Source organism: Metabacillus indicus (genome assembly GCF_046603695.1).
GTDB classification, from domain to species: domain Bacteria; phylum Bacillota; class Bacilli; order Bacillales; family Bacillaceae; genus Bacillus_P; species Bacillus_P indicus.
In genome coordinates this window covers 656,407-682,098 of sequence record NZ_CP176757.1, presented here as the reverse complement: position 1 = coordinate 682,098, position 25,692 = coordinate 656,407, and the positions used below count along the sequence as shown (strand labels likewise).

Genomic DNA, 25,692 nt, shown 5'->3' with positions numbered 1-25,692 from the left:
ATGAAAAAAATCTTGATATTTGCAGGTATTTTCTTAGTCATTTTCGGAGGCTTGGCCTTTGTCACAACCTATCAGCAATCGGAAAAATCAGAAGGCAATCCATACGGCAAGGATGAGCTGAACTCCGCAACGGTTGATCAGCTTGACGATCCAAACTATCAAAGTATCATTCTTCCTGAAGAAGTAGATGAAAAAATGGACAAAAAAGAAGATTTCATCGTTTATTATTTCAGCCCGACATGCTCACACTGCAAACGGACAACTCCTGAACTTATGCCTGCAGCTGATGATGCAGGTGTTGAAATCGGACAGTTCAACCTTCTTGAATTCGAAGACGGCTGGCAAAAATACGGCATCGAATCAACGCCTACTCTCGTTAAATACGAAAACGGAAAAGAAGTTGACCGTGTAGTTGGATATAATGACGGGGCTTTCTTTAAAGACCTGTTCAGCGAATGGAAATAAACGATCAACGCAAAAAGGGGACACAACCGTGTCCCCTTTTTTCATTCCTTACACAATCCACTTATTCGCCGGTTTTCCGTACTTGCTCACTTCCTCGGCCTTTTCCCTTGAAGCCAGAAAATGATCAAATGTCAGCGGAAGTTTGTAGCCGTACTTTTTTAAAATGCTGATATTGCGGTTATACAGATTCCTTTGTTCTTCCCCCTGCTGATCATCCAAATGATCCAGCAGCGCCGTCAGCGCCTGAAGACTCGACATGATCTGAAAGGCTTCTTTCAGAGTTCCATTATATTGAAGGTCTTCTGAATGGGGTTTCAGTACAGAAAGCTCATCAAGCTGATCAATCGTTTCATCTGAAAAATACCTCGGAAAAATGTCTTCGTACATCGTTTGAATCAGCTCTTCAATGTAATGCTCCTGTTCCTCAGTTGATGCAAACACAATCCTCAAATCTATTCACCTCTTTGCTGCTCACTCTTTGTCTTACTACAACTTTAACATAGCTCCAAACCGCTAAGCAGAGGTAAGTGTTTCCGTTTATAGCTTGGACATCCAAATAGATCGTTTAGTATACTTGAAGAACTACTCACAGTTGGGGGACAAAGAATGAAACGCAAAGGCGAATGGCTGATATTACCTGTCAAGCAAGAGTGGGCGGGAATGTCACTTCAGCAAATGGTAAAAGAAAAACTTCATGTTCCGAAAGGACTTGCCCATAGTTTCAGAATCAACAAAGATGTCAAAGTGAATGAGAAAGACCCGGACTGGACGCAGCAGCTGAAAGAATCGGACTCCGTTATGATTCGGGTTTTTCATGAAGAGGATTGCGGCACCGCTGCTGAATATATGGAGCTTGATTTTTTATACGAGGATGATCATTTCCTTATTGTGAACAAGCCGGCAGGGATGGACACTCATCCGAATGAGCCGTCTCAAACGGGGACTCTTGCAAACGGGATCGCTTCCCATTTTCAGATGAACGGCTTATCGCGGAAAATCAGGCATATTCACAGACTCGACCGGGATACATCAGGTGCCGTCGTTTTTGCGAAACATGCCTTGTCGCATGCGGTACTTGACCGGCTGCTTGAAGAACGAAAAGTAAAGAGAACCTATACGGCCGTTGTCCAAGGCGAAGTGAAGCAGAAAAAAGGCAGCATCGATCATCCAATCGGAAAAGACCGGCACCACCCGTCCCGCAGGAGAGTTTCACCGGGAGGACAACCAGCTCTTACGCATTTTAAGCGCGAAGGATATACCCGTAAATTTGATGTATCACTATTGAAGCTGCAGCTTGATACAGGCAGAACACACCAAATCCGTGTCCATGTCAGCCACATCGGCTTTCCGATTGCGGGAGATGTCCTGTACGGCGGCAATCAGAATCTTATTCGCAGACAGGCGCTTCATGCATCGGAAATATCCGTCATGCATCCATTCACAGGTGAAGAAATTGATGTCTTTGCTCCGTTTCCTGAGGATATGAGAGACCTGCTTGTGCGGCTGGAGTTTCTTTAACAACATGAAAAATGCTCCGGATACCTTGTCCGGAGCATTTTTTTACAGCTTTTTATTAAAAACGTGACTTACTCTGTCAAAGCCCATCTTTTCTTCATAAAACCGGTGTGCGTCCTTCCGCTGATTGCCTGAACTCAGTGAAATCATGCCGCAGCCGGATTCTTTCGCAAGCTCTTCTATATGGTGAAGAAGTTTTTCCCCGTACCCCTTGGATCTTGAAGCTCCGTCCGTCACAAGGTCATAGACGTAAATGTGCTTTTCATTATAGAAGTTCGTCAGTTCAATAATGCCTGCCAGTCCTTTTATCTGATTTTCATCATACAGGGCAAGCAGCCTGTAGCCCTGCTTCTGCATAGGCTCAAGCAGCCCCAGGTAATCCTCTTCACTCAGATTCACCCTCAGCTGGGACATGACAGGATAGGCTTCTTTAAATTCTGCATTTGTTTTCAATTCTCTAATTATCAAGCTGCCTCTCTCCAATCTCATTCCGCTTTTTCAGCATAAATAATATACCTCTCCGGTGCGCTTCCGACGAAACTGAATGGATAGCACGTTGTCAGGATCAGTTCTTCTTTTTCATTTTGAAGAGTAATCACACTGAGGTCATCGGCATCTACGATTTTTGTCGATTTGATTCGGTATTCAAATTCTCCGTAAGGCAGGGCAACGACAAGCGAGTCGCCTATTTTCAGCTCCCCGGCTTTTCTGAAGACCGTGTCTCTGTGTCCGGAAAGAACAATCTGCCCGGTTTCATTCGGGTAATAGCTGCCTTTGTAGTGTCCGACTCCTTTGGCCAGGTCATCAGGGTCTGTCCCTTCAACAATTGGCAGCTCGGCGTCAAGCCGGTCAATTTTCAGAATGCCGACAGCATCGCCTGTTTCAGCCTCGTACCGGTTTTCCTGAGTCGGCATTTCCGTTTTGGAGCTTGCAGAGGCTTTGATGATGGCTTCCGCATCCGCAAGAGACTGATTCGTTTTAAGGTGGGTTTCTGCAATCTGAAAGCCCCCGTAGCCTGTTAAACAAAGTCCGGCAGCAATTAATAGAATCGGAAAAAATGATAATTTCTTCATATAGCCGGCACGTCTCCTTTTACTGTTTCATCCATTTTGATTATATCAAATTTGAAAAATTCGGACATGGATTTTTCTCAATTTTTACAAGAGAGCGCCTTGTGTTTTTGCGCTACCCGTTCCTTTCCGCTCCAGTCACTTGCTTTCCGCGGGGAGAACCGGGAGCCTCCTCACTGCGTTTGCGGGATCTTCAGAGCCCTCTTCATCCCTTAGAAAAGCGGAAGCGCCCGTTTTGCTCCGGCAGTCAGATAAGAAATCACCCGAAAAGTCCGGGTTTGACTTTTTGGGGGATTTTGTTCTGACAGAGGAGCGTGAGCGCTGCAGCTGGACAAGGAGTCAAGTGCCTTCCGCTGTAATCCACTGGAGTTTACCGAATTTACACGAAACATTATTTCCAAAAAAAGCATAAAAAAAGACTGTTCATTAAGAACAGCCTCATTCAGCATACAATTAAAAATCAAAATTATCCGGATCCGGACCTACACGCTCGTCGCGGTTTAAGCCGTCGATGCGTTCCATGTCTTCTTGTGTCAGTTCGAAATCAAAGATGGCTGCATTGTCGTAAATGCGGTGCTCTTTCACTGATTTTGGAATGGTGACTACGCCATTTTGAAGATCCCAGCGCAAGATGACCTGAGCGACAGACTTGCCGTGTTTTTCTGCAATTTCTGTCAGTGTCGCGTCGTCTAGCAGTTTGCCCTGCATAAGCGGTGACCACGCTTCAAGCTGAATGCTGTTTTCTTTGCAGAAAGCATGAAGCTCTTTTTGAGTCAGGCGCGGATGGTATTCCACCTGGTTTACCATAGGAACGATTTCAGCGTCTTCCATGACATCTTTCAGATGGTGAACCTGGAAGTTGCTTACGCCGATTGCTTTTACTTTTCCTTCTTTGTAAAGTGTTTCAAGAGCTTTCCATGTTTCTTTGTACTTGCCTTTAACCGGCCAGTGAACGAGGTAAAGATCAAGATACTCAAGACCAAGCTTTTTCATACTTTCGTCAAATGCTTTAAGGGTAGAATCATAGCCCTGATCAGCATTCCATACTTTCGTCGTGATGAAAAGCTCTTCGCGCGCGACGCCGCTTTCTTTGATGGCTTGTCCCACTCCCTCTTCATTTCCGTAAATAGCAGCGGTATCGATGCTTTTATAGCCTGCTTCGATTGCCCATTTAACAGAGTTTACAACCTCATTTCCGTCTTCCACTTTAAAGACGCCAAGGCCAAACCAAGGCATATTCACTCCATTATGTAAAGCTGTTGTATCCTGCAGATTTTTTGCCATTATTGTATCTCCTTTCTGAAACTCAGAATAAACCTATTATCTGATAAACTTCGGCAAAATCCAAAAAATATGCTTCATTTTTTCTTTTTCCTGTTCCCTTTTGCTAAAATGAAGAAAAAGCCAGGGAAAGGGCGCGGTGAACGGTGGAAACAAAGGAACAGCTTCTTGCACGTTTAAAAGAAATTGAGGAATGGGAAGACGATCAGAAAGGCCTGTTTTTTTGGGAGAAAATCGGCCGGATTCCTTTTAAGATTCTTGATAAATTGACGCCTGCATTTATTCAAAAAAAAATCGGCGTTCTACTTGATGAGCTCGGAAGCTTCATCCAGGGAGGCGGAAAATACTTAACACAGAAAAACGGCATGCTGAAAAAGGTGCAGCAGCTCGTTCCTGATAAAACGATTGAAACGATTGATGACCTGAAAACCGTCCCATTGAATGTCATGAACATTGTAAGCGGCGACCTGAAAACAAACAGGGGAAATGTCGCAACGGTTCAGGGAGCAACGACCGGGTTTGGCGGAGTTTTCACTCTTGCAGTGGATATCCCTGTCATCCTTGGCCTTTCACTGAAAACCCTGCAGGAAATAGCGGTCATCTACGGCTATGATCCTGATGAAAAAGAGGAGCGCATTTTCATCGTGAAATGCCTGCAGTTCGCCTCTGCAGACGTGGTTGGAAAAGAAGCGATTCTAAACGAACTTTCAGGCTATTACGGACGCAGCGCAAAACCTGCGGACATGCTTTCAAAACTGCAGGGCTGGCGGGAGGTTGTCTACACGTACCGTGACCATTTCGGCCTGAAAAAACTTCTGCAGATGGTCCCTGTAGCCGGGATGCTTTTCGGCGCCTATACTAACCGGTCAATGATCAAAGACATTGCTGAAGCAGGCATTATGCTCTATCAGAAAAGAAGGATTCTTGAAAGACTGGAAACAGAATCTCCATTCGTTATAGAAAATGAAAAAGGAACTCAAATTTGAGTTCCTTTTTGCATGCCGCATTAAAAGAAAAGGGCATCCAGAGAATACGCACCTGCACCTGTAAGGGCAACGCCGACAGCCACCGCAAGAAGTGTCAGGTTCAATTCATAGCCGTTGTTTGAAGCCCAGAAGCCATTCGGCGCGTGAACTTTAAATATCGCAACAAGCATCGTTCCTGCCAGCGCAGCACCTGCAAGCGGTGTAAACAAGCCGGCTGCAAAGAGAGCGCCTCCTGCAAATTCTGCAAGTCCCGCAAGCAGCGCCATAGCAACGCCGGGCTTAATGCCGATCGATTCAAAAAATCCCCCTGTCCCCTTCAGTCCGTGTCCCCCGAAAGAACCGAACAGTTTTTGTGCCCCGTGGGCCATAAATGATAATCCGACAACAAGACGAATCAGTAAAAGTCCTAAATCAAGCATGCTAATCATCCTTCACAAATTATTTTTAATTCGAGATATATAGCTAAAAAAATTTGCCTTCCTTACCATATATGCGGCTCAGAGACGAATAATACTTTTAATTAAAATATCTTGAATTCAAAGTAATTATATGACCAATTTGTCATACTGTCAATCCGTTTTGTAAATTTCCTGAGGATTATTTTTTTGAAAAGCACGCTTGTAAACGCTCTATGTTACATTTGTTGCATTTCATGATCGTTATGTCCTGCTTTCTGTAACACAAGTATACAGCCTAGACGATTAGATTCATTTTCACTTTTTTATGTTACCCTTTTCACAAAGTTTCAATATCGCTTACATTCCAGTAGCAGCAACGTGCCTGGGCACATGGACTCTCTCAGGTTTAACGTTTTATGGGGGTTGCCTGTATATACAACTTTTCTCTATAGTTTTCATGTGCTTACACACAAAAATTTCAAAGAGGTGACATGATGCAACATTCGAAAAATATGAAGCGTACTGTATTTGCTTCTGCACTTGCAGTAGTCATGGCAGTTTCAGGCCTTGCACCAAGCGCATCAGCCGTAACTCAGCCGGAAGCTGACACGCCGCTGAACAAAGAAAACCTTCAAAAGCTTGCTGTTAAAAGCATGAAGCGCCTGAACAACGGCGTAAAGCTTGATCTTGGCACAAACGATGCATACATACGTATCCTTGATGAAGATCTCGCAAAGGTAACCGTCCTTGAAAAAGGCGAAAAAGAAAAGGAAACTCCGGCCATCTCCAAAAAAGACTGGAAAACTCCAAGATTCTCTGTAAAAGACAAGAAAGATCACTACGAACTTCGAACAAAAGAACTTATTATTCATATTAAAAAATCTCAATTCGGCGTTAAATTCATGGATGAAAAAGGCAATGTCATCAATGAAGACTACATGAACAACGGTTCGGCCGGCTATGAAAACGGAAAGCCGTACGTGATGAAGAAAACAAATCCTGACGAGAACTTCTACGGATTCGGCGAACAGTCAGGCCTTGAAGTCAACAAACGCGGCAAAAGCATCGGAATGTGGAACACAGATGCCTACGCCTATACCAAAGATACAAAATACTTATACACAACGATTCCTTTCTTTATCGGCTTGAAAAATGAACGTGCCTACGGAATTCTTTTTGACAACTCCCACCGTTCTTATTTTGAAATGGCCTCTGAATCTGATGACTACTACTACTTCTACGCTAACGGCGGAAACTTGAGCTATTACTTCATGAACGGCCCGGAAATTTCTGACGTTCTTGACCGCTACACAGAACTGACAGGAAAAATGGACGTTCCTGCAGAATGGTCCCTCGGCCTTCACCAAAGTAAATGGGGCTACACAGCTGACGAAATTCTGAATGTAGCAAAAACATACCGCGAGAAAGAAATTCCGCTTGATACGATGCATTTTGACATCGACTATATGGACGGATACCGTGTCTTCACTTGGAGTGAAGAGTACAAAAACGCTCTTAAAACATTAAAAACAATGCCTGGATTCAAAGCAATCGCCATCAACGACCCGGCAGTGAAGCAAGACGAAAACTATCAAATGTACCAGGAAGGCACAAAAAATGATTTCTGGGCAAAAAATGCTGACGGCACTCCGTTCATCGGACCTGTATGGCCTGGTGACTCAGCTTTCCCTGACTTCTCTAAAGAAGAAGTGCGCGAGTGGTGGGCAGGCAAGCACAACATTCTGTTTGACGAGGGAATTGACGGCATCTGGAACGACATGAATGAACCTGCCGTATTCCTTGATGATGAAAGACACAACCATACAATGCCGCTTGACACATACTTCGGCTATGATGACAGCAAAATTCTTCATACTGAATACCATAACCTTTATGGACACGACGAAGCAGACGCTACGTACCGCGCTTGGGAAAAACACAAGCCAAACACCCGTCCATTCGTTTTAACTCGTGACATGTTTGCAGGATCACAGCGCTATGCTGCTCTATGGACAGGCGATAACGTAAGTAACTGGGAACATCTTGAAATGTCTCTTCCTATGAACATGAACATCGGGATGTCCGGTATTTCTTTTGTAGGAAATGACATCGGCGGATTTGCGCAGCGTCCTGATGCAGAGCTCTTCGCACGCTGGATTGAGGTTGGAGCATTCCTTCCATTCTCACGCATTCATTACGATAGTGATGCAAAAGCAGAAGTGAAGCAAGGGCAGGAACCTTGGGCTTTCGGACCTGAAGTTGAAGGCATCAGCAAGAAATACATTGAAATGCGCTATAAGCTCCTTCCTTACCTGTACAACGCATTCCAAGATTCTGCAGAATCAGGATCACCTGTTCAGCAGCCTCTTGTTTATCAGTTCCAGGAAGATGAAAACACATATGACATCAGCGACCAGTTCATGTTCGGAAACTCCCTGATGCTTGCACCTGTTGTAAAACAAGGACAGACAAGCCGTGACGTTTACCTTCCTGACAATGAAACATGGGTTGATTACTGGACTGGAAAAGAATACAAAGGCGGCCAAACGATCAGCGTTTCTGCTCCGCTTGAGCACCTTCCGATCTTTGTGAAGAAAAACTCGATCGTTCCAAACCGCGATGTACAGCAGTACACAGACGAAAAGCCGCTTACGGACCTGATTCTTGATACGTACCTGACTGATGAAGCAGAGTACAGTTTCTATGAGGATGACGGCAAAACACTTGACCACGAAAACGGCGAGTACAACGAAACAAGCCTGAAAGTGGAAAAACGCGGAAAAGACATCCTCTTCAAGCAGAAGAAACTTGTTGAAAACTATGACTCTAAGCTTGAGAAATACACACTGAAGCTGAATAACACGGCTAAACCTAAAGAAGTAAAAGCAGGCTCTGCAAAATACAAAGCAGCTGCGAGCATGGATGAAATGACAAAAACGTCCCGTTCATACTTCTATGATGCAAAAGCCAAAAAGCTCTATGTAAATATCCCGGTTGAAGAAAAAAGGGATGTAAGAATCAAGCAATAAATTAAAAAAGGGGGACTGGCTGATCATTAGCCGGTCTCCTTTTCTATTAAGGGTGAAAACATGAGAAAAAAGATTCTTTTGCTGCTGTCTCTCCTGTGCTGTCTTTTGGCTATTTTCCTCTATAAGAATAACCAGAGCACTCCGGTTCCGGAAAAGAAGGAAACAGCGGACATCACTGATATTCACACAGACAAAGCAAGATACAAACCCGGAGAGCCTGTCAAATTTGAGGCATCACTTGCAGAACGCTCCGGCAGCAGCCTTACCATTACCTATATGAAACTGAATGAGAAAATCCAAACCCAAACCGTAAATGCTGAAAACGGAAAAGCCGTCTGGTCCTGGCAGCCTCCCGAGGATGATTTTACAGGCTACCTTGTAAAGGTGCAGTCCGAAAAAGAGTCTAAAACCATCGCAGTTGACGTTTCAAGCAGCTGGTCTGTTTTTCCCCGCTACGGATTTCTATCCGAATTCGGCAATGTCAGTGAAAAAGAAGCAGCTTCTGTGCTGAAAAAGCTGAACCGGCATCATATAAACGGCATTCAGTTTTACGACTGGCATTATGAACATCATCAGCCGCTGAAGATGACAGAAAACGGACCTTCGCCTGAATGGCAGGACATTGCAGGAAGAAACGTTCAGCTCGGGACGGTTAAAAATTACATTGAAATTTCTCATGAATACGGAATGAATGCCATGGCCTATAATTTGCTGTACGGAGCATTCAGAGGAGCAGAAGAAGACGGTGTCAAAAAGGAATGGATGCTGTTTAAGGATCCGCATCAAAAAGAACCTGACTTTCACCCTCTCCCTGATGACTGGAAAAGTGATGTCATCCTCGCAAACTCCAATGACCGCAGCTGGCAGGATTATGTGATCGGCAGGCAGAAGCAAGTCTATCAGGCTCTTGATTTTGACGGCTGGCACATCGACCAGCTCGGGGACCGCGGAGCAGTGTATGATTCTCAAGGGAAATCTGTTAATCTTGCAGACGGCTTTGATGAATTTCTGCATTACGCAAAATCACAATCCCCTGATAAACGAATTGTGATGAATGCGGTCAATCAGTTCGGCCAGGAGAATATATCGTCTGCTCCAGCAGATTTTTTATACACAGAAGTCTGGGATCCTTATAAGTACTATGGTGATCTGAAGAAAATCATTGACGACAACAGAACAATGTCAGACAGCAGAATGAACACCGTCCTTGCGGCCTACATGAACTATGACCTTTCGGATAATAAAGGCACATTCAACCCGCCAGGCATCTTTTTAACAAACAGCGTCATTTTCGCAAGCGGCGGAGCCCATCTGGAGCTTGGCGAGCATATGCTGTCAAAAGAATATTTCCCCCATCATCAGCTGAAAAGTGATCATGAGCTCTCAGAAGGCTTAATTCGTTATTATGATTTTCTCACAGCTTATCAGACTCTTCTCCGCAGCCGGGATTTAAAAGAAACGGAAAATGAGATTGAGAGCCGTTCGGATGTAAAGATTACCTCTGTTCCGGAAAAAGGAGCGGTCTGGTCGTTTGCCAAACAAAACCGCCATCAGAAGATGCTCCATTTTATTAATTTTACGGAAGCGGATTCCTTGGAATGGCGGGATACATCAGGCACGCAGCCGGAGCCTGCGCTTCGCAAAAACGTGTCCATCCGCTTATCTGAACCCAGGAAAATAAAAAGCATCTGGATGGCAAGTCCTGACGCGAAAGAAGGCATGTCCCAGACTGTTTCTTTTACTCAGAAAGGCAACAATGTCATCATAACTTTGCCTTCTCTGAAATATTGGAGCATGGCTGTGATTGAATATGATAAGAGCAGTTAACGAGCACTAAATAAAAAACGCATCCTATGCTAAATAGTTGCCTCTATGGACTATAACGTATGAACAGGCGTGTATCTTACGCTATCTGAGAACCGGCAGCTGATTATACCGTACGATAACACGGCTTGCTTATGCTATCCGAGCACCGGCAGCTGATTATACCGTACGATAACGCGGCTTGCTTATGCTATCCGAGCACCAGCAGCTATATATACCGTACGATAACGCGGCTTGCTTATGCTATCCGAGCACCGGCAGCTGATTATGCCGTACGATAACGCGGCTTGCTTATGCTATCCGAGCACCGGCAGCTGATTATACCGTACGATAACGCGGCTTGCTTATGCTATCCGAGCACCAGCAGCTGATTATACCGTACGATAACGCGGCTTGCTTATGCTATCTGAGCACCAACAGCTGATTATAACGTACGATAACGCGGCTTGCTTATACTATCCGAGCACCAGCAGCTATTTATACCGTACAATAACGCGGCTTGCTTATGCTATCCGAGCACCGGCAGCTGATTATACCGTACGATAACGCGTGAAACATTCTCTGTAGAAGCCTGCTAACAGATTATAAAACGTTTCACCTTAAATAATAGAATAAAATAAAAAAAGGGTGAATTTGCTTAGTACTCAAATTCACCCTTTTTATATCCCAGCATCGTATTTAATTCTTATTGAACAACAGCAAAAGAGAAATCCTGTGTTCCCGTCGGCACGTTGTATGCCTGAACTTCAATGGTATACGTTCCCGCTTCAGCAGTTGGAAGGATGACTGTTTCCACGTTGTTTCTTCCATCCCACTCACTGTTATACGGAGACGTAAAATCGTTTCCTGTATATGTTTTTCCGCTCGGAGATTTGATGACAAGATCCAAATCGTTCACGAGGGAAACCGAAGCAGAAGGGTTACCAGGGTAATCCGTCCACGCAAGCGCAATTCTTAGCGGTTTTCCGCTGACTGCATTAAAACTGTATGCGGCTTTCTCGCTTGTTCTAAGCACTTTTGTTTCATTAACAAACGCAACCTGTGCAGACTTGTCCATCGTTACCCGTCCCCAGCCCTGATTGCCGTTAGGATAGCCAAGACCGGTGTCCTGTGCACCTGCGATTAGGGAAGCCTTTATTAAAGAAGGCTTCGGTGTGATGCCTTTATTTTTAATAAAATGCTCGCGGAGAAGAGCTGCATTTCCCGCAACGAGCGGTGTCGCCATTGACGTTCCTCCCATATAGGCATACTTGCTGTTATACGTCGCCCAGAAGTTTGCATCCGGCGCAAGTGAAGAACGTGTTGAAAGAATAAACGTTCCAGGGGCCACGATGTCAGGCTTTACACGTCCGTCGGAAGTTAATCCTCTTGATGAGAACGCGGCAATGTGGTTAATGTTGTCCGCATACGTTCCGAACGAAGGACGGTTATTTTCAGAAGCACCGACCGTAATCGCATTTTTAGCTGTTCCCGGTGTACTTAGCGTTTTCGCATTGGGACCTTCATTGCCCGCTGCAAAAAGCACAGTCATATCGTCATTATTGTAGACATATTCATCCACCTGCTTTGATTCAAGCGTATACGCGCCGTTTACAGGAGCTCCCCATGAATTTGTATGAATGCGCGCACCTGCACTGTAGGCTTGTGAAAACAGCGTGTTCAGGTTGCTCGGAAGTCCTCCGAGCCCGCCGCTTGCATCCATAATAGACTGGAAGACAAGACTTGCTTTTGGTGCCATCCCTTTAAACTGTGCATCTCCAAGAACAGATCCTGCAACGTGCGTTCCGTGGCCGTCCGGATCACTTGAATTGTTCGTTCTGCCGAGGGCATACAGAGCTTTGATTTTCCCGCCTTGGAATGCTTCGTGCATCGAGGAATCATTTCGTCCTGTATCAAGACCCGTATCTGCAACCGCAACCGTCTGGCCTGCACCTGACAAACCGTATGTGCTGCTTGCAGTTGTTGTTTTCATAATGCCTGCGGCGACATCATTGTGCAGCTGAAATGTATTTGACTTGCCGACAAACAGGGTATCCTCGCGGCTTGCCAGTTCAATAATCTCATTCAGCGTTCTTTTTGCAAACTTCTTCTTATTTTTAGCTGTATCCTTCAGCTCAACATCAAGGAGCTTTCCAAATCCCTCTTCAACGAGAGCGGGATCCAATTTATATAATGGGAGATAGGCTGTAATCGATGAAATCTCCTGCTTTTTCTTTAAAGCTTTTACTGCGCTCTTCTCTGCTTTCACAACAAATGCAAAATCCGGCACATACTCCATGATTTCGGCGCCCGCATCCGTAATAGCCGCACGGTCTGCCTCTGTCACAGGTCCATTAAGCTGAACCACATACAGCGAATTTTTTGCACTTGCCTCAAGCTTCTTTAAAACGCTCTTTGGAAGCTTGTCTGCATAGCTGTCCATCTTGAACATCGCTTTGCCGCCTGTCCGGTACTCACTGCTGTACGATGATACCTGACTTGCTTTTAATTCCTGCAGCTGCCCGTTCATTTGTGCAGCAGACGCATTTCCGTCAGGCAAAAATACAAGACTTCCCGCCAAACAAACCGATACTGCCAAAGCCGTCATTTTAACATTCTTCCCCAAACTCGCTCAGCTCCTCAACAATCCTATTCTAGAAGAATTTTCTTGCTCTTCTATACTCTACTAATCTATCACATGAAAGCAGAACTGTTTATTGGGAAATAGACCTCTATATTTAAAAATAATAGAAGTATATTGCAAAGGTTTTCACAACATAAAAATCCTACTGCAGAACCTGTTGCAGAAGACATGACTGAGACTTTAGACAGATAAAGAGAATCTCCATTCGATGTTCAGCTGGACAAAAGGTTTATGCTCATGACGAGTTTTGGGTTTTTAAGAGGAAAATGCTTGCGTGGAAAGATTTTTTTTATGTGTACACGAAAAAAAGACCTCCTATAGAAGAGGCCTTCCCTACTGCTGCTGTCCCACCATTTCAACAACTTCCTTCACTTCATTCAGCATGACTTTTCTCGTTTCTTCATCGATGTATTCGACACTGTACAAGAACTTATGGGCAAGGACCTCAATACCGCAGAAATCCATAATACCGATATCAAACGCCGCCTGCATGGCCATGGTAATTTGAGGCGGCTTAAGCACTTTTTCAGGCAGTCCGGTTGTCTGAAAAATGAGGGCCTGTTTGCCCTTAAGCAGTCCGACCGGCCCTTCATCAGAATATCTGAATGCAAATCCGTTCGTAAACACTCTGTCAAAATAGCCTTTCATGATCGCTGGCATTCCAGACCACCATGTAGGATAAACAAAAACAAGAAAATCAGCCCAGGTAATGTCTTTCTGTTCATCCTGTATATCGGCAGGTATTTTATCCTGGTAAAAGTGCGAGTAGCTGTTTTCAGTTAAAACAGGATTAAAATTCATCCGGTACAAATCGCGTTTGCGCACATTATACTGCTTGTCTTTGAACTCCTGTTCGGCAGCGTCGCAAATAGCCGCATTGTAGCTTTCCGGATTTGGATGCGCAAGAATAATCAATACATTCATTTTTTTCTCCTGAATAGCTTTTTTACTAGTATTTACTAGAGAATAAAAAAGTATGAATTTTAACCTGCGGTTTTTTCTTCTGCTGCGGCATGCAGCATTGCCGCTTTTTCATCAACTCCTTCAGCAAATGAGGCGATTTCCTGAAGAGATGCACTCATTTGTTCCATGACAGATGCCACTTCAGAAATTCTGTCCTCATTTCCACTGTACTGTGACCTGAGCTGATTTATGCCAATTCTCACACTGTTGCCATTATGCTGAAGCTCCTCAATAATTCTTACCAGTTCATGGAGATGCTGATTGTTTCCTTCCTGAATTAAAATCAGCCGGTCAAAGTCATTTGCTGCATTTGAAATAGAAATTACACTGCTTTTAACGATAGAATCTGTATGATGAAGCCCTCCAATTACTTTATCTTTTGCAGCAAGGATTTCCTGAAGAATGCTTTGAATCATGACGGAGGATTCAGATGACTGTTCGGCAAGCTTGCGGACCTCATTTGCCACTACTGCAAATCCCTTGCCATGATCGCCCGCGCGCGCAGCTTCTATCGCTGCGTTCAATGCAAGCAGATTTGTCTGATCCGCGATTGCCTGAATGTGTTCCATCACAGATTCTACTTCGTTTGTCTTCCGGGCAAGGAGCTGGACATTATCCATCGATGAAGCAGATGAATCTTTGATTTTATCAATTGATTCCACCGTTTTATTCAAATTAACTTTATTGGATTCAATCATTTCCATCGCAAGGTCTACATTGCTGTCAAGCTGCTGTGTAAACGTCAGCGAATTTTCAAGCTGCTCATACATGCTGCTGACTTCAGACACCGCACCATCCATTGTTTTATACAAATGCTGTGAATCCTGATGAATGGATTGGATGGACTGGTTGACTTCGATGACACCGCTGTTGGAATCTGAAACGGTGTGATTTAAGTGGGAAACATGCTCTGAAAGCTGCCATGCAGACTCCTGAACGGAATCAAGCAGTCCATTAAGCTGACCCTTTAAAGCTTCACTTTCATCCAGCATCACTGAAAACCTTTTTGTACTATTTAAAAATAATATCCCGATAAGGATAAATTGAATGCCATAGTAAACAGCTGTCAGCACAGACCGGTTTAAACTTGTTTCAATGACAAGTTTGTCAGCCAGCCAAAGATGAGAAAACTGGGCACCAAGCAAAAGCGGAATCAGAACGATAAATGTTCTTTTCATAAGCTGAAAATCCGCATACAGACCGGCAACTCCAAGCGGTATAAGCCAGACAAACGGCACGTTTACCCACGAATCAGTATGCAGGACAAAGGCAAATATGATCATACTGCCGATTGACAGGTCTTTGAATCGTTCTTTCTTTTCAGAAACCCTGTAATAAATGACAGGTATTAAAAATAATGAAAAGAACAGCTGGTAAGCTATATTAATAACCGTCAGATCCGGCAATCCGTACATAACAATCTGCAGGATATTGTTTATTGCAAGTACAATGGCCGCAGCCACAAACACCTTTACCAGAGTTGCATTTACATTTTCTTCATTGCTCTTCTTTAAGGATGAATTCTTCATCTTTTTCCTCCTTCTGACCTCTCTCCCTTATATTTCGTCATATTTTTCCAAACTTCTACTCTTTCAGAAAATTTTCCAATATAATGATAGAGTCAGAAAAAAAGGAAGAGGAATAGGTACTATGATAAAAAAAGGAATAATGATTCTAACAGGAGCAGCCTTTTTACTCGTTTTCATTTATCCGTTCGCGATTCAATCACTTAATCAGCGGGACACCCACTCTATGGAAGACGTTTTTCCAAAGTCGTATGATGAATCCAGACAGACTTTTTTATCATATGAGAACGTCCTGAGGCCTAAATGGACGAATGTCCGGCACGATTCCTTCAGCCTGAATGAAAAAGATACGATAGATTCAATCAAGGCTGATGCAACAGAAGAAAAAGAAAACCTTATTATGCTCACCGGAGGCGTGCACGGCATCGAAGGGTACGCAGGGAGCGCGATGCAATCCATTTTTGTCAGAGAGCTTGCAGGACAGCTGAATGAAAAGACAACCGGCCTGCATATCGTCCATGCCGTAAACCCATGGGGAATGAAAAATGAACGCCGCTATAATGAACACAACGTTGATTTGAACAGAAATTTTGTCTATGACTGGAACAGCTTTGACCTCAGCCAGAATAGAAACTATGAGGAGCTGAATGAGTTTTTTGAACGTGAAAAAAGGGTTGGGCACATGCTGCTTCATGATGCAGGGTTTTATTCCAGGGTTGCAGCGCGGGCTGTGACGAGCGGAACATCTGCGATTGAACAGGCCCTTCTTACAGGCCAGTATGCATATCCTAAAGGTGTCTATTACGGCGGAACGAAAGACGAACCTTCTACAGCCTATATGAAAGGTTTATTTAAAGATAATTTGGAAAGCGGCTATAAAAAAATTGTTCACATTGATCTTCATACAGGTTACGGTCCCCGCTATCAAATGAGCATTTTCAGCTCATCAAAAGAAACAATGACAGAAAAAGAAGCGGAGAAAGCATTCAATTATCCACTCGTTTTCACCCCGGATTCGAAAGATTACTATGTGACAAACGGTGATATGACGGAATATTTTTACAGATTAAAAGAAGACCTTTCCCCAGAAAAAGAGCTCTACTCCACTACTTTTGAATTTGGTACACTTGGAGATGGGACCGTTGCTTCCATTCAGTCTCTTAAACGGACAATTGAAGAAAATCAGCTTTATTTTAATCAATCCGGCAGCAAAAAGTCAGAAGATATTATACATAATCGTTACCTGGAACTGTTTTATCCGTCTGAAGAAAAGTGGAGGAAAAAAGCAGCTGCCGATTTCCAAGATGCTGTTAATGGCGTTTTAGCTTATAAGAAAATTTTGCGTGAAGAGGAGATAGAATAATGATCGAGACATTTAAAGTATCCATTTCCGACTTTGATTTAGAGAGACAAGTCACTGTTTTTCTGCCTGAATCCTATCGTCAAGGCAGCGATTCCTACCCAGTCCTCTACATGCACGACGGACAGAACCTGTTTGAAGACAGCAAAGCAAGCTTTGGGGTAAGCTGGGGCTTGAAAGAGCACCTTGAAGAGAGTGGCATGAACCTGATTGTTGTGGGCATTGACTGCAATCATGAAGGATATGGACGTTTTGATGAGTACGGACCATGGGTGAATCATACCCTTGCAAAGGATCTCATCGGGGAACCGGGTGAGCTTGGAGGAAAAGGAGAAGCCTATATTGATTTCATCGTAAATGAGCTGAAGCCTCTCATAGACGGGAAATACCGGACACGGCCGGATGAAACAGCGATGGCTGGAAGCTCAATGGGCGGTCTCATTTCAACATATGCCGCCTGCAAATATCCTCGCATTTTCAAAAGAATCGCCTCGGTCTCTTCTGCCTATTGGTTTAACCAGACCGAGCTTGAAGAGCTGATTAAAGAAAGTGACCTCTCTTCTATTGAACGTTTTTATATGGACGTGGGCACGAAAGAGGGCACAGCTTCTGTCCGCTGGCAGGATTACATAGATTCAAGCAACAGCGTTTACGCCCTGCTGAAAGAACGGATTGAAAATTGCCGGTACGACATCGTACAGGACGCTGAGCATAATGAAGCGGCGTGGAGAAAACGGGTGCCGGAGATATTGGATTACCTATACTCTGATAAAAAAGCGTGAATCTGCGGATTCATGCTTTTTTCATTTTTGACTGTACATAAAAAGCCCTCCAGAACGCTGGAGGGCATCATCTATTAAAAGAATAAATTCAGAATGAAGTAAGAAATTGCTGCAAGTGTGGCTGAAATCGGCAAAGTAATAAACCATGTAATCACCATTGTTTTAGCCGTTCCCCATTTAACGCCTTTCAGTCTGTGTGCAGAACCTACACCCAGGATGGAAGATGAGATAACGTGTGTTGTACTTACAGGCAAATGTATAAGAGAAGCGCCAAAGATAACGGCAGCTCCTGTAACGTCAGCTGCAACTCCGTTGACTGGACGAATTTTCATAATTTTACCGCCAACGGTTTTAATAATTTTCCAGCCGCCGACGCTTGTTCCAAGACCCATGGCAAGTGCACATGAGAATTGAACCCACCACTGGATATCCGTAGTGCTCTGAAGATTTCCCGCAATGAGAGCCATTGTAATGATACCCATTGCCTTCTGAGCATCATTTGTTCCGTGAGTATAGGACTGCAGCGCTGCTGTTGCCACTTGGATCGCACGGAAGTTTCGGTTTGTTTTTGTCAGGTTGTTGTTTTTAAAAACGACTTTAAAAATGCTGTAAACGATATAACCTACAACAAAAGCAAGGATCGGAGACAGAATCAGGGCCTGAAGAATTTTCAGGAAACCGGTATAGTTCAGGGAGCTGAAACCCGCAGCTGCAATAGCAGCACCGGCAATTGAACCGATAATCGCATGGGACGAACTGCTTGGAATTCCGTAATACCATGTGATCAAGTTCCAAGTGATGGCCGCAATCAATGCTGCAAGAATAACGACCGAACCATTTTGAAGGGTAAATGGATCAACGATGTCTTTCGTAATTGTTTTCGCAACACCTGTAAAAGTCATCGCACCTACGAAGTTCATGACTGATGCCAGAATGATCGCCTGTCTTGGTTTCAGAGCTTTCGTCGAAACGGAAGTCGCGATTGCATTCGCCGTATCATGGAATCCGTTAATAAAGTCAAACGCCAGGGCAAAAATAACGATAAGTATGGTAAGAATCAGAATTGTATCCATATAATCGCCTCTTACGCGTTTTTCATGATGATAGTTTCAAGTGTGTTGGCTACACCCTGGCAGCTATCAGCAATCTCTTCTAACGTTTCATAAATCTCTTTATGCTGAATAATTTTAATCGGATCTTTTTCTGTTGCAAATAAGTTTTTAACAGCTGTGCGCAGGTAGTTATCACAGTTTGATTCAAGTTCTTTCAATTTAATAGCATGTGTGCGGATATCAATCAGCTTTTTATTTGAAAGCAGATCAATCGCTTTTGCAATTTCAATTGTACACTCATTGATTGTGTCAACAAACTTAACCATATACTCAGTAGGCTGTGTGACAGAATACATTTCAAAAAGCGCAGCTGAATGTTCGATGCCATCCAAAACATCGTCCATTATCATCGCAAGCTGAAGAATGTCTTCGCGCTCAATTGGTGTGATGAAAGCTTTGTTAAGCTCCATAATAATGGTGTGAACATATGAATCACCTTTTGATTCATATTCTTTGATTGTTTCCGAGAACACTTTCAGGTCGTTTCCGTTTTTGATTTTGTAATCATAAAAGTATTGACCTGTTTCTTTTAAGTTCTCAGATATTTGACTTAACATTTCAGAGAACTTATCTTTTTTTCTCTTAATAGCCATTTCTTTTTCCTCCAAGGAGCCAAATTGGTTGTTTTCTCTATCTCTCTATTTGCAACTTAGAAAGTATATAACTTTATGTCGAATCAGAAAAGACTTTGTCGTTAATTTTAACAATTTCTTTACAAAGGATTAATATTGGTAAAGTATTCATATGTTATGTTTTTCTGATATGCAAAAAAAAAGCGGAACATGTCCGCTTTTTTTTACTTTGCAATAGAAATCGGAGCTGAACCTGATTGATCTTTTGGAGGATGGAACTCATTCTCCATTTTTGAAACAGCTACTGTAGCTACTCCGTTTCCGATCAGGTTCGTAATCGCACGCGCTTCAGACATAAAGCGGTCTACACCAAGGAGGAGTGCCATTCCTTCAACAGGAATCATCGGGAAGGCTGCGAGAGTTGCTGCGAGTGTGATAAACCCTGAACCTGTTACTCCTGCGGCTCCTTTTGATGTAAGCATCAAAATTCCTAGAAGAGTCAGCTGCTGCCAGATGCTCAAGTCGATGCCATATGCCTGGGCAATGAACATCGCTGCCATTGAGAGGTAGATGGATGTACCGTCAAGATTGAATGAGTACCCTGTAGGGATAACAAGACCGACGACTGATTTAGAACAGCCGTACTTTTCCATCTTCTCCATCATTTTCGGAAGTGCTGATTCTGATGAAGATGTACCGAGAACAAGAAGAATTTCTTCCTTAATAAAAGCGATAAACTTAAAGATGCTGAAGCCGTAATATTTTGCAATGGCTCCGAGTACAAGAATGATAAACAGGAACATCGTGATATAAACGGACCCCATCAGCTTGCCGAGAGCAACAAGCGAGCCAATCCCAAATTGTCCGATCGTATATGCCATCGCCCCGAAAGCCGCAAACGGCGAAACCTTCATGATCATATTGACGACTCCGAAGAAAATGTCTGTCAGTCTCTCAAAAAGCTGCACAACCGGCTTTGCCTTTTCACCAACAGCTGCCATCGATACCCCGAACAGAACAGCGAAGAATAAAATAGGAAGAAGCTCCCCCTCCGCCATGGCGCCTACTACGTTCTCAGGAATAATGCCAACCACAAAATCCACAAAACCGTGACTCGTCTCTTCCGCCTGCTCCGTATACTGGGAAACATCCCCGCCTTCAACCGCGTCCGTATTAAAGCCTTCCCCCGGTTTCACAATCCCGACGACGATAATCCCGATTGCAAGCGCAAAGGTCGTCACAATTTCAAAATACAAAAGAGCCTTTCCGCCGATCCTTCCGACCTTCTTCAAATCACCCATGCTGCCGATTCCGATGACCACTGTAAAGAAAATAATCGGCGCAATCACCATCTTGATCATCTTAATAAACACATCAGCCAGAACCTTCAGCTCAATCCCAAAAGCCGGAAACAAAAACCCAACCGTAATCCCCAAGATGATCCCGATCACAACCTGAACCGTCAAATTCCTGAAATTAACCTTCACCTGCACCCACCCCTTCATCTTTGTTAGCGCTTACAACATACCCCTTATAATAACTGAACATTTCCACAACAAAAGCTTTAGAACGTAAAGTTCGTTTTGGTCTTTGTGGTCACACGAAAAGCGGAATCAGCCGTTTAGCTCCGACAGACAGAAAAGAAATCACCCGAAAAGTCCGGGTTTGACTTTTTGGGGGATTTTGTTCTGGCGGAGGAGCTGGCTGATGGAGCTGGACAATGAGAAATGTGGAATCGCTCGTTTAACTCCGGGAGTCAGATAAGGAACCATCGGTAAAGGCGCTTTTTGCCTTTGCCGATGGTTCCGTTCTGACAGAGGAGTTGAGCGATGGAGCTGGACAATACGAAAAGCGGAAGGGCCCGTTTAGCTCCGAAGGACAGAAAAGGATCCGGCGGAAAAAGCCGGGTTTGCTTTTTTCGCCGGATCTGTTCTGGCCGAGGAGTTGGGCCCTGGAACTGGACAATACGAAAAGCGGAGCCGACTGTTTATGCCTGGCAGTCAGATAAGAAATCCGTGGAAAAGTCCGGGTTTGACTTTTTCATGGATTTTGTTCTGACAGAAGGACTAGGAGGCGGAGCTGGACAATACGAAAAGCAGAATCGCTCGTTTAGCTCCGGGAGTCAGATAAGAAATTGACCAGAAAGGCCGGCCTTGCCCTTCAATCCGGATTGCGACCATCAAGCTGACCATCTCACACTTTTGATGGCACTATTAACCCGCTTTAGAACCATCAATCTTCCAACCCCAACCCTTTGATGGCACTATTAACCCGCTTTAGAACCATCAACCCTCCAACCCCAACCTTTTGATGGCACTATTAACGCGGTTTAGAACCAAAAAACTACCAACCCCAACCCTTTGATGGCACTATTAACCCGCTTTAGAACCATCAATCCTCCAACCCCAACCCTTTGATGGCACTATTAACGCGGTTTAGAACCAAAAAACTACCAACCCCAACCCTTTGATGGCACTATTAACCCGCTTTAGAACCATCAATCCTCCAACCCCAACCCTTTGATGGCACTATTAACGCGGTTTAGAACCATCAAACTACCAACCCCAACCCCTTGATGGCACTATTAACCCGCTTTAGAACCATCAACCATCCATCCACAACCCTTTGATGGAACTATTGACCAGGTTTCAAACGCAAAATAAAGACGCCCCTATTAGGACGTCCACTTCTTATCTATTTTCCAGCCTTCCGTATATCCTCTATCCACTCATCTCCATACCGTTCAATATAAGATTGATAGAGCGGCTCGAACACTTTTTCCCACTCTTTTCTTTCATCCGGGCTGAGTTCATGAATGCCGAGCTTTGAGTTTTCCCTCATTCTGCGGAGCTGGGTTTCATTCATTTCTTTTGATTCTGAGAGCATCCACTTTGTTGTGTCGTTCATGGCTTTTTCAATCTGAATCTGCAGTTCGGGGTCGAGGCTGTTCCAGAATTCTTTGTTCATGAGAACGGAATAGCCCAGGTACCCGTGATTGGAAAGGGTCATATTTTTCTGGAGGCGGTAAAAGCCTTTAGAGTAAATATTGGAGATTGTGTTTTCCTGTCCGTCAAATTCGTTTCCTTCAAGCGCAATGTACACGTCATTAAATGAGGCGGCTTTAGGGATTCCGCCGAGGAGTTCAAACTGTTTCGCGATGGTATCGCTCGGCATAATTCTGAAGCGCTGTCCGGCGAAATCCTCCGGCTGAATCAGTGTCCCGCTGCTGCTTGTCATCTGTTTGAAGCCGTTCCCCCATAGAGCAAGGCCCTTCATGTTCTCCTCTTCCAGCCTGCTGAGGAGACGCTGTCCAATTTCTCCTGTGTAAACTTCTTCTACATGCTCTTCGCTCCTGAAAAGAAAAGGAAGGTCGAGCACCTGCCACTCAGGGATAACCTCGGTCATTTTTGAGTAGGAAGGCGCAATCATCTGCACGTCTCCCCTTTTCAGCGCGGCAAGCTCCTGTTCGTCTGAATACATGATTTCATTTGGAAAGATCTCTACCTTGATTTTCCCGTCCGTCCGTTTGGCAATGAGTTCTGCAAATTTTTCCGCTGCAAGTCCTTTTGGGGTATTTTCAGCCACAACGTGACTGAACTTGATCACAATCTGGTCGCTCAGCCCCTTCTGTTCATCATCTTCCTGCAGCGCTTCCATGGAGTCATGAGAGAACACGGCAATCAAGATCAGCACAGTAAGCACACTTGCACTAATAAACCATTTCATTTTTTTCACCATTTCAGTCATTTAGTAGATTCATTGTATCACGAGTTTTTTCCTCATGTTAAAATAAAAGATATTTTACTGTTCTGAAAGTGAGGAGCCGCTATGAAACGCATATCAATTCTATGGAAAATTACAGGGCTGATTTTCTTTATCCTTGGATTCTCTCTTTTTCTCGCAGGCATCGTACTGATTGGAAATTACATCAGCGGAAAGGAAGAGGAACTGAAGGCCCGTTCGTTTGTTACGGCTCAGACAATCGCAGAGCTTCCTGAAGTAAAAGAAGCTCTTGAACAGGGTGACGGCGGTTTGAATGAAGTGATCGACCGCTTGAGAGTCATCAACAACGCAAATTACATTGTTGTTTTAAATATGGACCGCATCCGACTGACGCATCCAGTACATGACAGGATCGGCACCGCTTCTGAAGGGGCTGATGAGGGACCCGCTTTTGCCGAGCACTCCTATACGTCAAAAGCAAAGGGCGAAATTGGAACTGTGATGAGGGCATTTGTGCCTGTTATGAATGATGCGCATGAACAGATTGGCGTCGTACTGGCGGGCTATAAAGTACCATCGTTCGCTGAGGTACTTGAAAACTTGGCGTTTGAAATTGCGATTACTTCAGGGCTTTCGCTTCTGTTTGGAGGCTGGGGCGCATGGATTCTTGCCAGGCAAATCAAAAGGCAGATGTTTAAGCTTGAGCCGCATGAGATTGCGAGACTCCTTGTAGAACGGACGGAAACCTTCAACGCGATGCATGAAGGCGTCATTGCCATTGATACGGATGAAAACATCACCATCTTCAACAAGAAAGCAAGGAGCATGATGCGGATTGAAGGTGACGTGACAGGCAGGTCCATCCGTGATGTCATACCTGACACCGCACTGCCGGAAATACTTGAGCTTGACCATGGGATCTACAGCAAGGAACTCACGGTTCACAACCTGAACATTCTGAGCAACCGCGTGCCAATTAAAGTCAACGGGGAAACCATTGGCGCAGTCGCTATTTTTCAGGACCGTACAGAGGTGAAAAAAATGGCGGAAGAGCTGACGGGCGTACGGGCTTTTGTAAACGCTTTACGTGTTCAGAATCATGAATATAACAATAAGCTTCATACGATTGCAGGCTTAATCCAGCTCGGCAATTATGAAAAGGCGCTGCAGTTTGTTTTTCAAACGACCGAAGAACAGGACGAACTGATTCAATTCCTGAGCAGTCATATAAAGGATGAAAGCATTGCCGGTCTTCTGCTCAGCAAAATCCGCCGCGGAAAAGAACTTGGCATTGCGGTAGAAATTGACCGAAGCAGCAGGTTCGAGCATTTTCCTCCCCGGATCGATCATCACGATCTTGTTCTTATTATCGGAAACTTAATAGAAAATGCGTTTGACTCTTTTCAGCACGGAGAGTGTTCCAAGCCACGGATTTTTGTCAGCCTGGAACAAGTTTCAGGGCAGCTGATCCTTATTCTAGAGGACAATGGTAGCGGAATACGTGAACAGGACCTTCCATTTATTTTTGATCAGGGTTTTTCAACAAAAGGGGGAAGTGAGCGCGGCATTGGACTCTATATGGTCCGGCAGCTTATCCGCCAGGCAGACGGCAGCATTCAGGCAGAATCAGAAGAAGGTGCGGGAACAAGCTTTACTGTCACTTTTCGGATGGAGGAGATGTAAGTGGATCAAGTGAACGTTCTGCTGATTGAAGATGATTTAATGGTGCAGGAAGTGAACCGTGAATTTTTAAACCGGATAAATGGATTTCAAGTGGTTGGCATGGCCTCAAATGGCGCGGAAGGACTGGATCTTGTCAAGGAGCTTTCCCCTGACCTTGTGCTGATTGATATGTACATGCCTAAGATGAACGGGCTCGACACGATCAAAGCCATTCGTGCGGAAGGCCACAGAGCTGACATCATCGCCATTACGGCAGCAAGCGATATGGAGACAGTCCGGCAGGTCCTGCAGCACGGCGCTGCCGACTACCTCATGAAGCCTTTTAAATTTGAACGGCTCAAAGAAGCGCTGGAGCGTTATTTGCAGTACCGCAAGATGATCAATGAAAAAGTACAGCTGACCCAAAAAGAACTGGATGCCATCCGCTTTCAGCGGGATGAGCCGAAAGCGGTGCAGGATCTCCCAAAAGGGCTTCATGAAGTCACTCTTCAAAAAATACTCGGCTTCCTATCCGGTCAAAAGGAACCTGTATCTGCAGAGGATGTAGCCTCACATGTCGGAACTGCGAGAGTCACAGCAAGACGGTATCTGGAGCATCTGGAAAAAGAGGGTGTCCTTTCTCTTGATATTCAGTATGGCGGAGTCGGACGGCCTGTTAATAAGTATGTGGTTTCTGGAAACGGGTAGGCGGGGAGGTGGCTCCCCGCTTCTTTATTAACAATTAGATTGGTAAGTTTTTATTATATTGAGCCGCTTTCTTTTTTCAGTTAAAATCTCGGT

General features: G+C 44.4%; 21 protein-coding genes. 9 read left to right on the top strand and 12 right to left on the bottom strand.

Annotation, left to right across the window (positions count from 1 at the left end):
* The gene (locus tag ACK1LH_RS03565; protein ID WP_029285324.1) at positions 1–465 is read left to right on the top strand and encodes a thioredoxin family protein; all 465 of its coding nucleotides are present in this window, start codon (positions 1–3) and stop codon (positions 463–465) included.
* 48 nt (positions 466–513) lie between these two features.
* Here the strand turns inward: ACK1LH_RS03565 and ACK1LH_RS03560 are convergent, their stop codons facing one another.
* Positions 514–906: a DUF5365 family protein gene (locus ACK1LH_RS03560; protein ID WP_234703469.1), complete on the bottom strand. Its 393-nt coding sequence runs from the start codon at positions 904–906 to the stop codon at positions 514–516.
* A 165-nt stretch (positions 907–1,071) separates the two neighbouring features.
* On the opposite strand from ACK1LH_RS03560, the gene ACK1LH_RS03555 reads away from it, so the two are divergent.
* Entirely contained in the window at positions 1,072–1,983 is a 912-nt protein-coding gene (locus ACK1LH_RS03555) for an RluA family pseudouridine synthase (protein WP_411334514.1), read from the top strand.
* 42 nt (positions 1,984–2,025) lie between these two features.
* Here the strand turns inward: ACK1LH_RS03555 and ACK1LH_RS03550 are convergent, their stop codons facing one another.
* From ACK1LH_RS03550 to ACK1LH_RS03540, 3 genes are all read right to left on the bottom strand, one after another.
* Complete coding sequence (locus ACK1LH_RS03550) at positions 2,026–2,448, bottom strand: GNAT family N-acetyltransferase (protein WP_411334513.1); 423 nt, start codon at positions 2,446–2,448, stop codon at positions 2,026–2,028.
* Positions 2,449–2,465: 17 nt separating this feature from the next.
* Positions 2,466–3,053, bottom strand: coding sequence for a class D sortase (locus tag ACK1LH_RS03545; protein WP_411334512.1), 588 nt, complete (start codon positions 3,051–3,053; stop codon positions 2,466–2,468).
* A 450-nt stretch (positions 3,054–3,503) separates the two neighbouring features.
* A complete protein-coding gene (locus ACK1LH_RS03540) occupies positions 3,504–4,334 on the bottom strand; it encodes an aldo/keto reductase (protein WP_411334511.1) in 831 nt (276 codons plus the stop codon).
* Between the two features lie 143 nt (positions 4,335–4,477).
* Between ACK1LH_RS03540 and ACK1LH_RS03535 the strand changes: the two genes are divergently transcribed.
* Positions 4,478–5,317, top strand: a complete 840-nt coding sequence (locus ACK1LH_RS03535) for an EcsC family protein (protein WP_411334510.1) — start codon at positions 4,478–4,480, stop codon at positions 5,315–5,317.
* A 20-nt stretch (positions 5,318–5,337) separates the two neighbouring features.
* Here ACK1LH_RS03535 and ACK1LH_RS03530 read toward each other — a convergent pair whose 3' ends face one another.
* Positions 5,338–5,736: a DoxX family protein gene (locus tag ACK1LH_RS03530; protein ID WP_029567225.1), complete on the bottom strand. Its 399-nt coding sequence runs from the start codon at positions 5,734–5,736 to the stop codon at positions 5,338–5,340.
* A gap of 473 nt (positions 5,737–6,209) precedes the next feature.
* Between ACK1LH_RS03530 and ACK1LH_RS03525 the strand changes: the two genes are divergently transcribed.
* Both ACK1LH_RS03525 and ACK1LH_RS03520 read left to right on the top strand, forming a co-directional pair.
* Positions 6,210–8,744: a glycoside hydrolase family 31 protein gene (locus tag ACK1LH_RS03525; RefSeq protein ID WP_029285342.1), complete on the top strand. Its 2,535-nt coding sequence runs from the start codon at positions 6,210–6,212 to the stop codon at positions 8,742–8,744.
* Positions 8,745–8,804: 60 nt separating this feature from the next.
* Positions 8,805–10,571: a glycoside hydrolase family 66 protein gene (locus tag ACK1LH_RS03520; RefSeq protein ID WP_411334509.1), complete on the top strand. Its 1,767-nt coding sequence runs from the start codon at positions 8,805–8,807 to the stop codon at positions 10,569–10,571.
* Positions 10,572–11,253: 682 nt separating this feature from the next.
* On the opposite strand, the gene ACK1LH_RS03515 is transcribed toward ACK1LH_RS03520, so the two are convergent.
* The 3 genes from ACK1LH_RS03515 to ACK1LH_RS03505 all read right to left on the bottom strand — a co-directional run bounded on the left by ACK1LH_RS03515 (position 11,254) and on the right by ACK1LH_RS03505 (position 15,683).
* Positions 11,254–13,173, bottom strand: coding sequence for a S8 family serine peptidase (locus ACK1LH_RS03515; RefSeq protein ID WP_411334508.1), 1,920 nt, complete (start codon positions 13,171–13,173; stop codon positions 11,254–11,256).
* 351 nt (positions 13,174–13,524) lie between these two features.
* The gene (locus ACK1LH_RS03510; RefSeq protein ID WP_411334507.1) at positions 13,525–14,115 is read right to left on the bottom strand and encodes an NAD(P)H-dependent oxidoreductase; all 591 of its coding nucleotides are present in this window, start codon (positions 14,113–14,115) and stop codon (positions 13,525–13,527) included.
* A gap of 59 nt (positions 14,116–14,174) precedes the next feature.
* Positions 14,175–15,683, bottom strand: coding sequence for a methyl-accepting chemotaxis protein (locus tag ACK1LH_RS03505; RefSeq protein WP_411334506.1), 1,509 nt, complete (start codon positions 15,681–15,683; stop codon positions 14,175–14,177).
* 121 nt (positions 15,684–15,804) lie between these two features.
* Between ACK1LH_RS03505 and ACK1LH_RS03500 the strand changes: the two genes are divergently transcribed.
* The gene (locus ACK1LH_RS03500) at positions 15,805–17,043 is read left to right on the top strand and encodes a M14 family metallopeptidase (protein ID WP_411334505.1); all 1,239 of its coding nucleotides are present in this window, start codon (positions 15,805–15,807) and stop codon (positions 17,041–17,043) included.
* Positions 17,043–17,822 carry an alpha/beta hydrolase gene (locus ACK1LH_RS03495; RefSeq protein ID WP_203289591.1) on the top strand — a complete coding sequence of 260 codons (780 nt, stop codon included), beginning with the start codon at positions 17,043–17,045 and terminating at the stop codon, positions 17,820–17,822. The genes ACK1LH_RS03500 and ACK1LH_RS03495 overlap by 1 nt, the downstream gene beginning before the upstream one ends.
* Positions 17,823–17,896: 74 nt before the next feature.
* On the opposite strand, the gene ACK1LH_RS03490 is transcribed toward ACK1LH_RS03495, so the two are convergent.
* From ACK1LH_RS03490 to ACK1LH_RS03475, 4 genes are all read right to left on the bottom strand, one after another.
* Positions 17,897–18,895 carry an inorganic phosphate transporter gene (locus tag ACK1LH_RS03490; RefSeq protein WP_029285356.1) on the bottom strand — a complete coding sequence of 333 codons (999 nt, stop codon included), beginning with the start codon at positions 18,893–18,895 and terminating at the stop codon, positions 17,897–17,899.
* 11 nt (positions 18,896–18,906) lie between these two features.
* Positions 18,907–19,527 (bottom strand): DUF47 domain-containing protein, encoded by a 621-nt coding sequence (locus ACK1LH_RS03485; RefSeq protein WP_029285358.1) that lies wholly within the window; start codon positions 19,525–19,527, stop codon positions 18,907–18,909.
* A 203-nt stretch (positions 19,528–19,730) separates the two neighbouring features.
* On the bottom strand, positions 19,731–20,993 hold the full coding sequence (locus ACK1LH_RS03480) for a dicarboxylate/amino acid:cation symporter (RefSeq protein WP_029285360.1): 1,263 nt from the start codon (positions 20,991–20,993) through the stop codon (positions 19,731–19,733).
* A 1,207-nt stretch (positions 20,994–22,200) separates the two neighbouring features.
* Positions 22,201–23,232, bottom strand: a complete 1,032-nt coding sequence (locus ACK1LH_RS03475; protein WP_411334504.1) for a DctP family TRAP transporter solute-binding subunit — start codon at positions 23,230–23,232, stop codon at positions 22,201–22,203.
* A gap of 102 nt (positions 23,233–23,334) precedes the next feature.
* Here ACK1LH_RS03475 and ACK1LH_RS03470 point away from each other — a divergent pair, with 102 nt between their 5' ends.
* Both ACK1LH_RS03470 and ACK1LH_RS03465 read left to right on the top strand, forming a co-directional pair.
* The gene (locus tag ACK1LH_RS03470; protein ID WP_411334503.1) at positions 23,335–24,912 is read left to right on the top strand and encodes an ATP-binding protein; all 1,578 of its coding nucleotides are present in this window, start codon (positions 23,335–23,337) and stop codon (positions 24,910–24,912) included.
* Complete coding sequence (locus ACK1LH_RS03465) at positions 24,913–25,599, top strand: response regulator (protein ID WP_411334502.1); 687 nt, start codon at positions 24,913–24,915, stop codon at positions 25,597–25,599.
* The last annotated feature ends 93 nt before the right edge of the window (positions 25,600–25,692 follow it).

Bases quoted from the DNA above. Each gene is read 5' to 3' on its own strand.
- ACK1LH_RS03565 (WP_029285324.1), top strand. From the start codon at position 1: ATGAAAAAAATCTTGATATTTGCAGGTATTTTCTTAGTCATTTTCGGA.
- ACK1LH_RS03555 (WP_411334514.1), top strand. From the start codon at position 1,072: ATGAAACGCAAAGGCGAATGGCTGATATTACCTGTCAAGCAAGAGTGG.
- ACK1LH_RS03545 (WP_411334512.1), bottom strand. From the start codon at position 3,053: ATGAAGAAATTATCATTTTTTCCGATTCTATTAATTGCTGCCGGACTT.
- ACK1LH_RS03540 (WP_411334511.1), bottom strand. From the start codon at position 4,334: ATGGCAAAAAATCTGCAGGATACAACAGCTTTACATAATGGAGTGAAT.
- ACK1LH_RS03530 (WP_029567225.1), bottom strand. From the start codon at position 5,736: ATGCTTGATTTAGGACTTTTACTGATTCGTCTTGTTGTCGGATTATCA.
- ACK1LH_RS03525 (WP_029285342.1), top strand. From the start codon at position 6,210: ATGCAACATTCGAAAAATATGAAGCGTACTGTATTTGCTTCTGCACTT.
- ACK1LH_RS03520 (WP_411334509.1), top strand. From the start codon at position 8,805: ATGAGAAAAAAGATTCTTTTGCTGCTGTCTCTCCTGTGCTGTCTTTTG.
- ACK1LH_RS03510 (WP_411334507.1), bottom strand. From the start codon at position 14,115: ATGAATGTATTGATTATTCTTGCGCATCCAAATCCGGAAAGCTACAAT.
- ACK1LH_RS03505 (WP_411334506.1), bottom strand. From the start codon at position 15,683: ATGAAGAATTCATCCTTAAAGAAGAGCAATGAAGAAAATGTAAATGCA.
- ACK1LH_RS03500 (WP_411334505.1), top strand. From the start codon at position 15,805: ATGATAAAAAAAGGAATAATGATTCTAACAGGAGCAGCCTTTTTACTC.
- ACK1LH_RS03495 (WP_203289591.1), top strand. From the start codon at position 17,043: ATGATCGAGACATTTAAAGTATCCATTTCCGACTTTGATTTAGAGAGA.
- ACK1LH_RS03490 (WP_029285356.1), bottom strand. From the start codon at position 18,895: ATGGATACAATTCTGATTCTTACCATACTTATCGTTATTTTTGCCCTG.
- ACK1LH_RS03485 (WP_029285358.1), bottom strand. From the start codon at position 19,527: ATGGCTATTAAGAGAAAAAAAGATAAGTTCTCTGAAATGTTAAGTCAA.
- ACK1LH_RS03475 (WP_411334504.1), bottom strand. From the start codon at position 23,232: ATGAAATGGTTTATTAGTGCAAGTGTGCTTACTGTGCTGATCTTGATT.
- ACK1LH_RS03470 (WP_411334503.1), top strand. From the start codon at position 23,335: ATGAAACGCATATCAATTCTATGGAAAATTACAGGGCTGATTTTCTTT.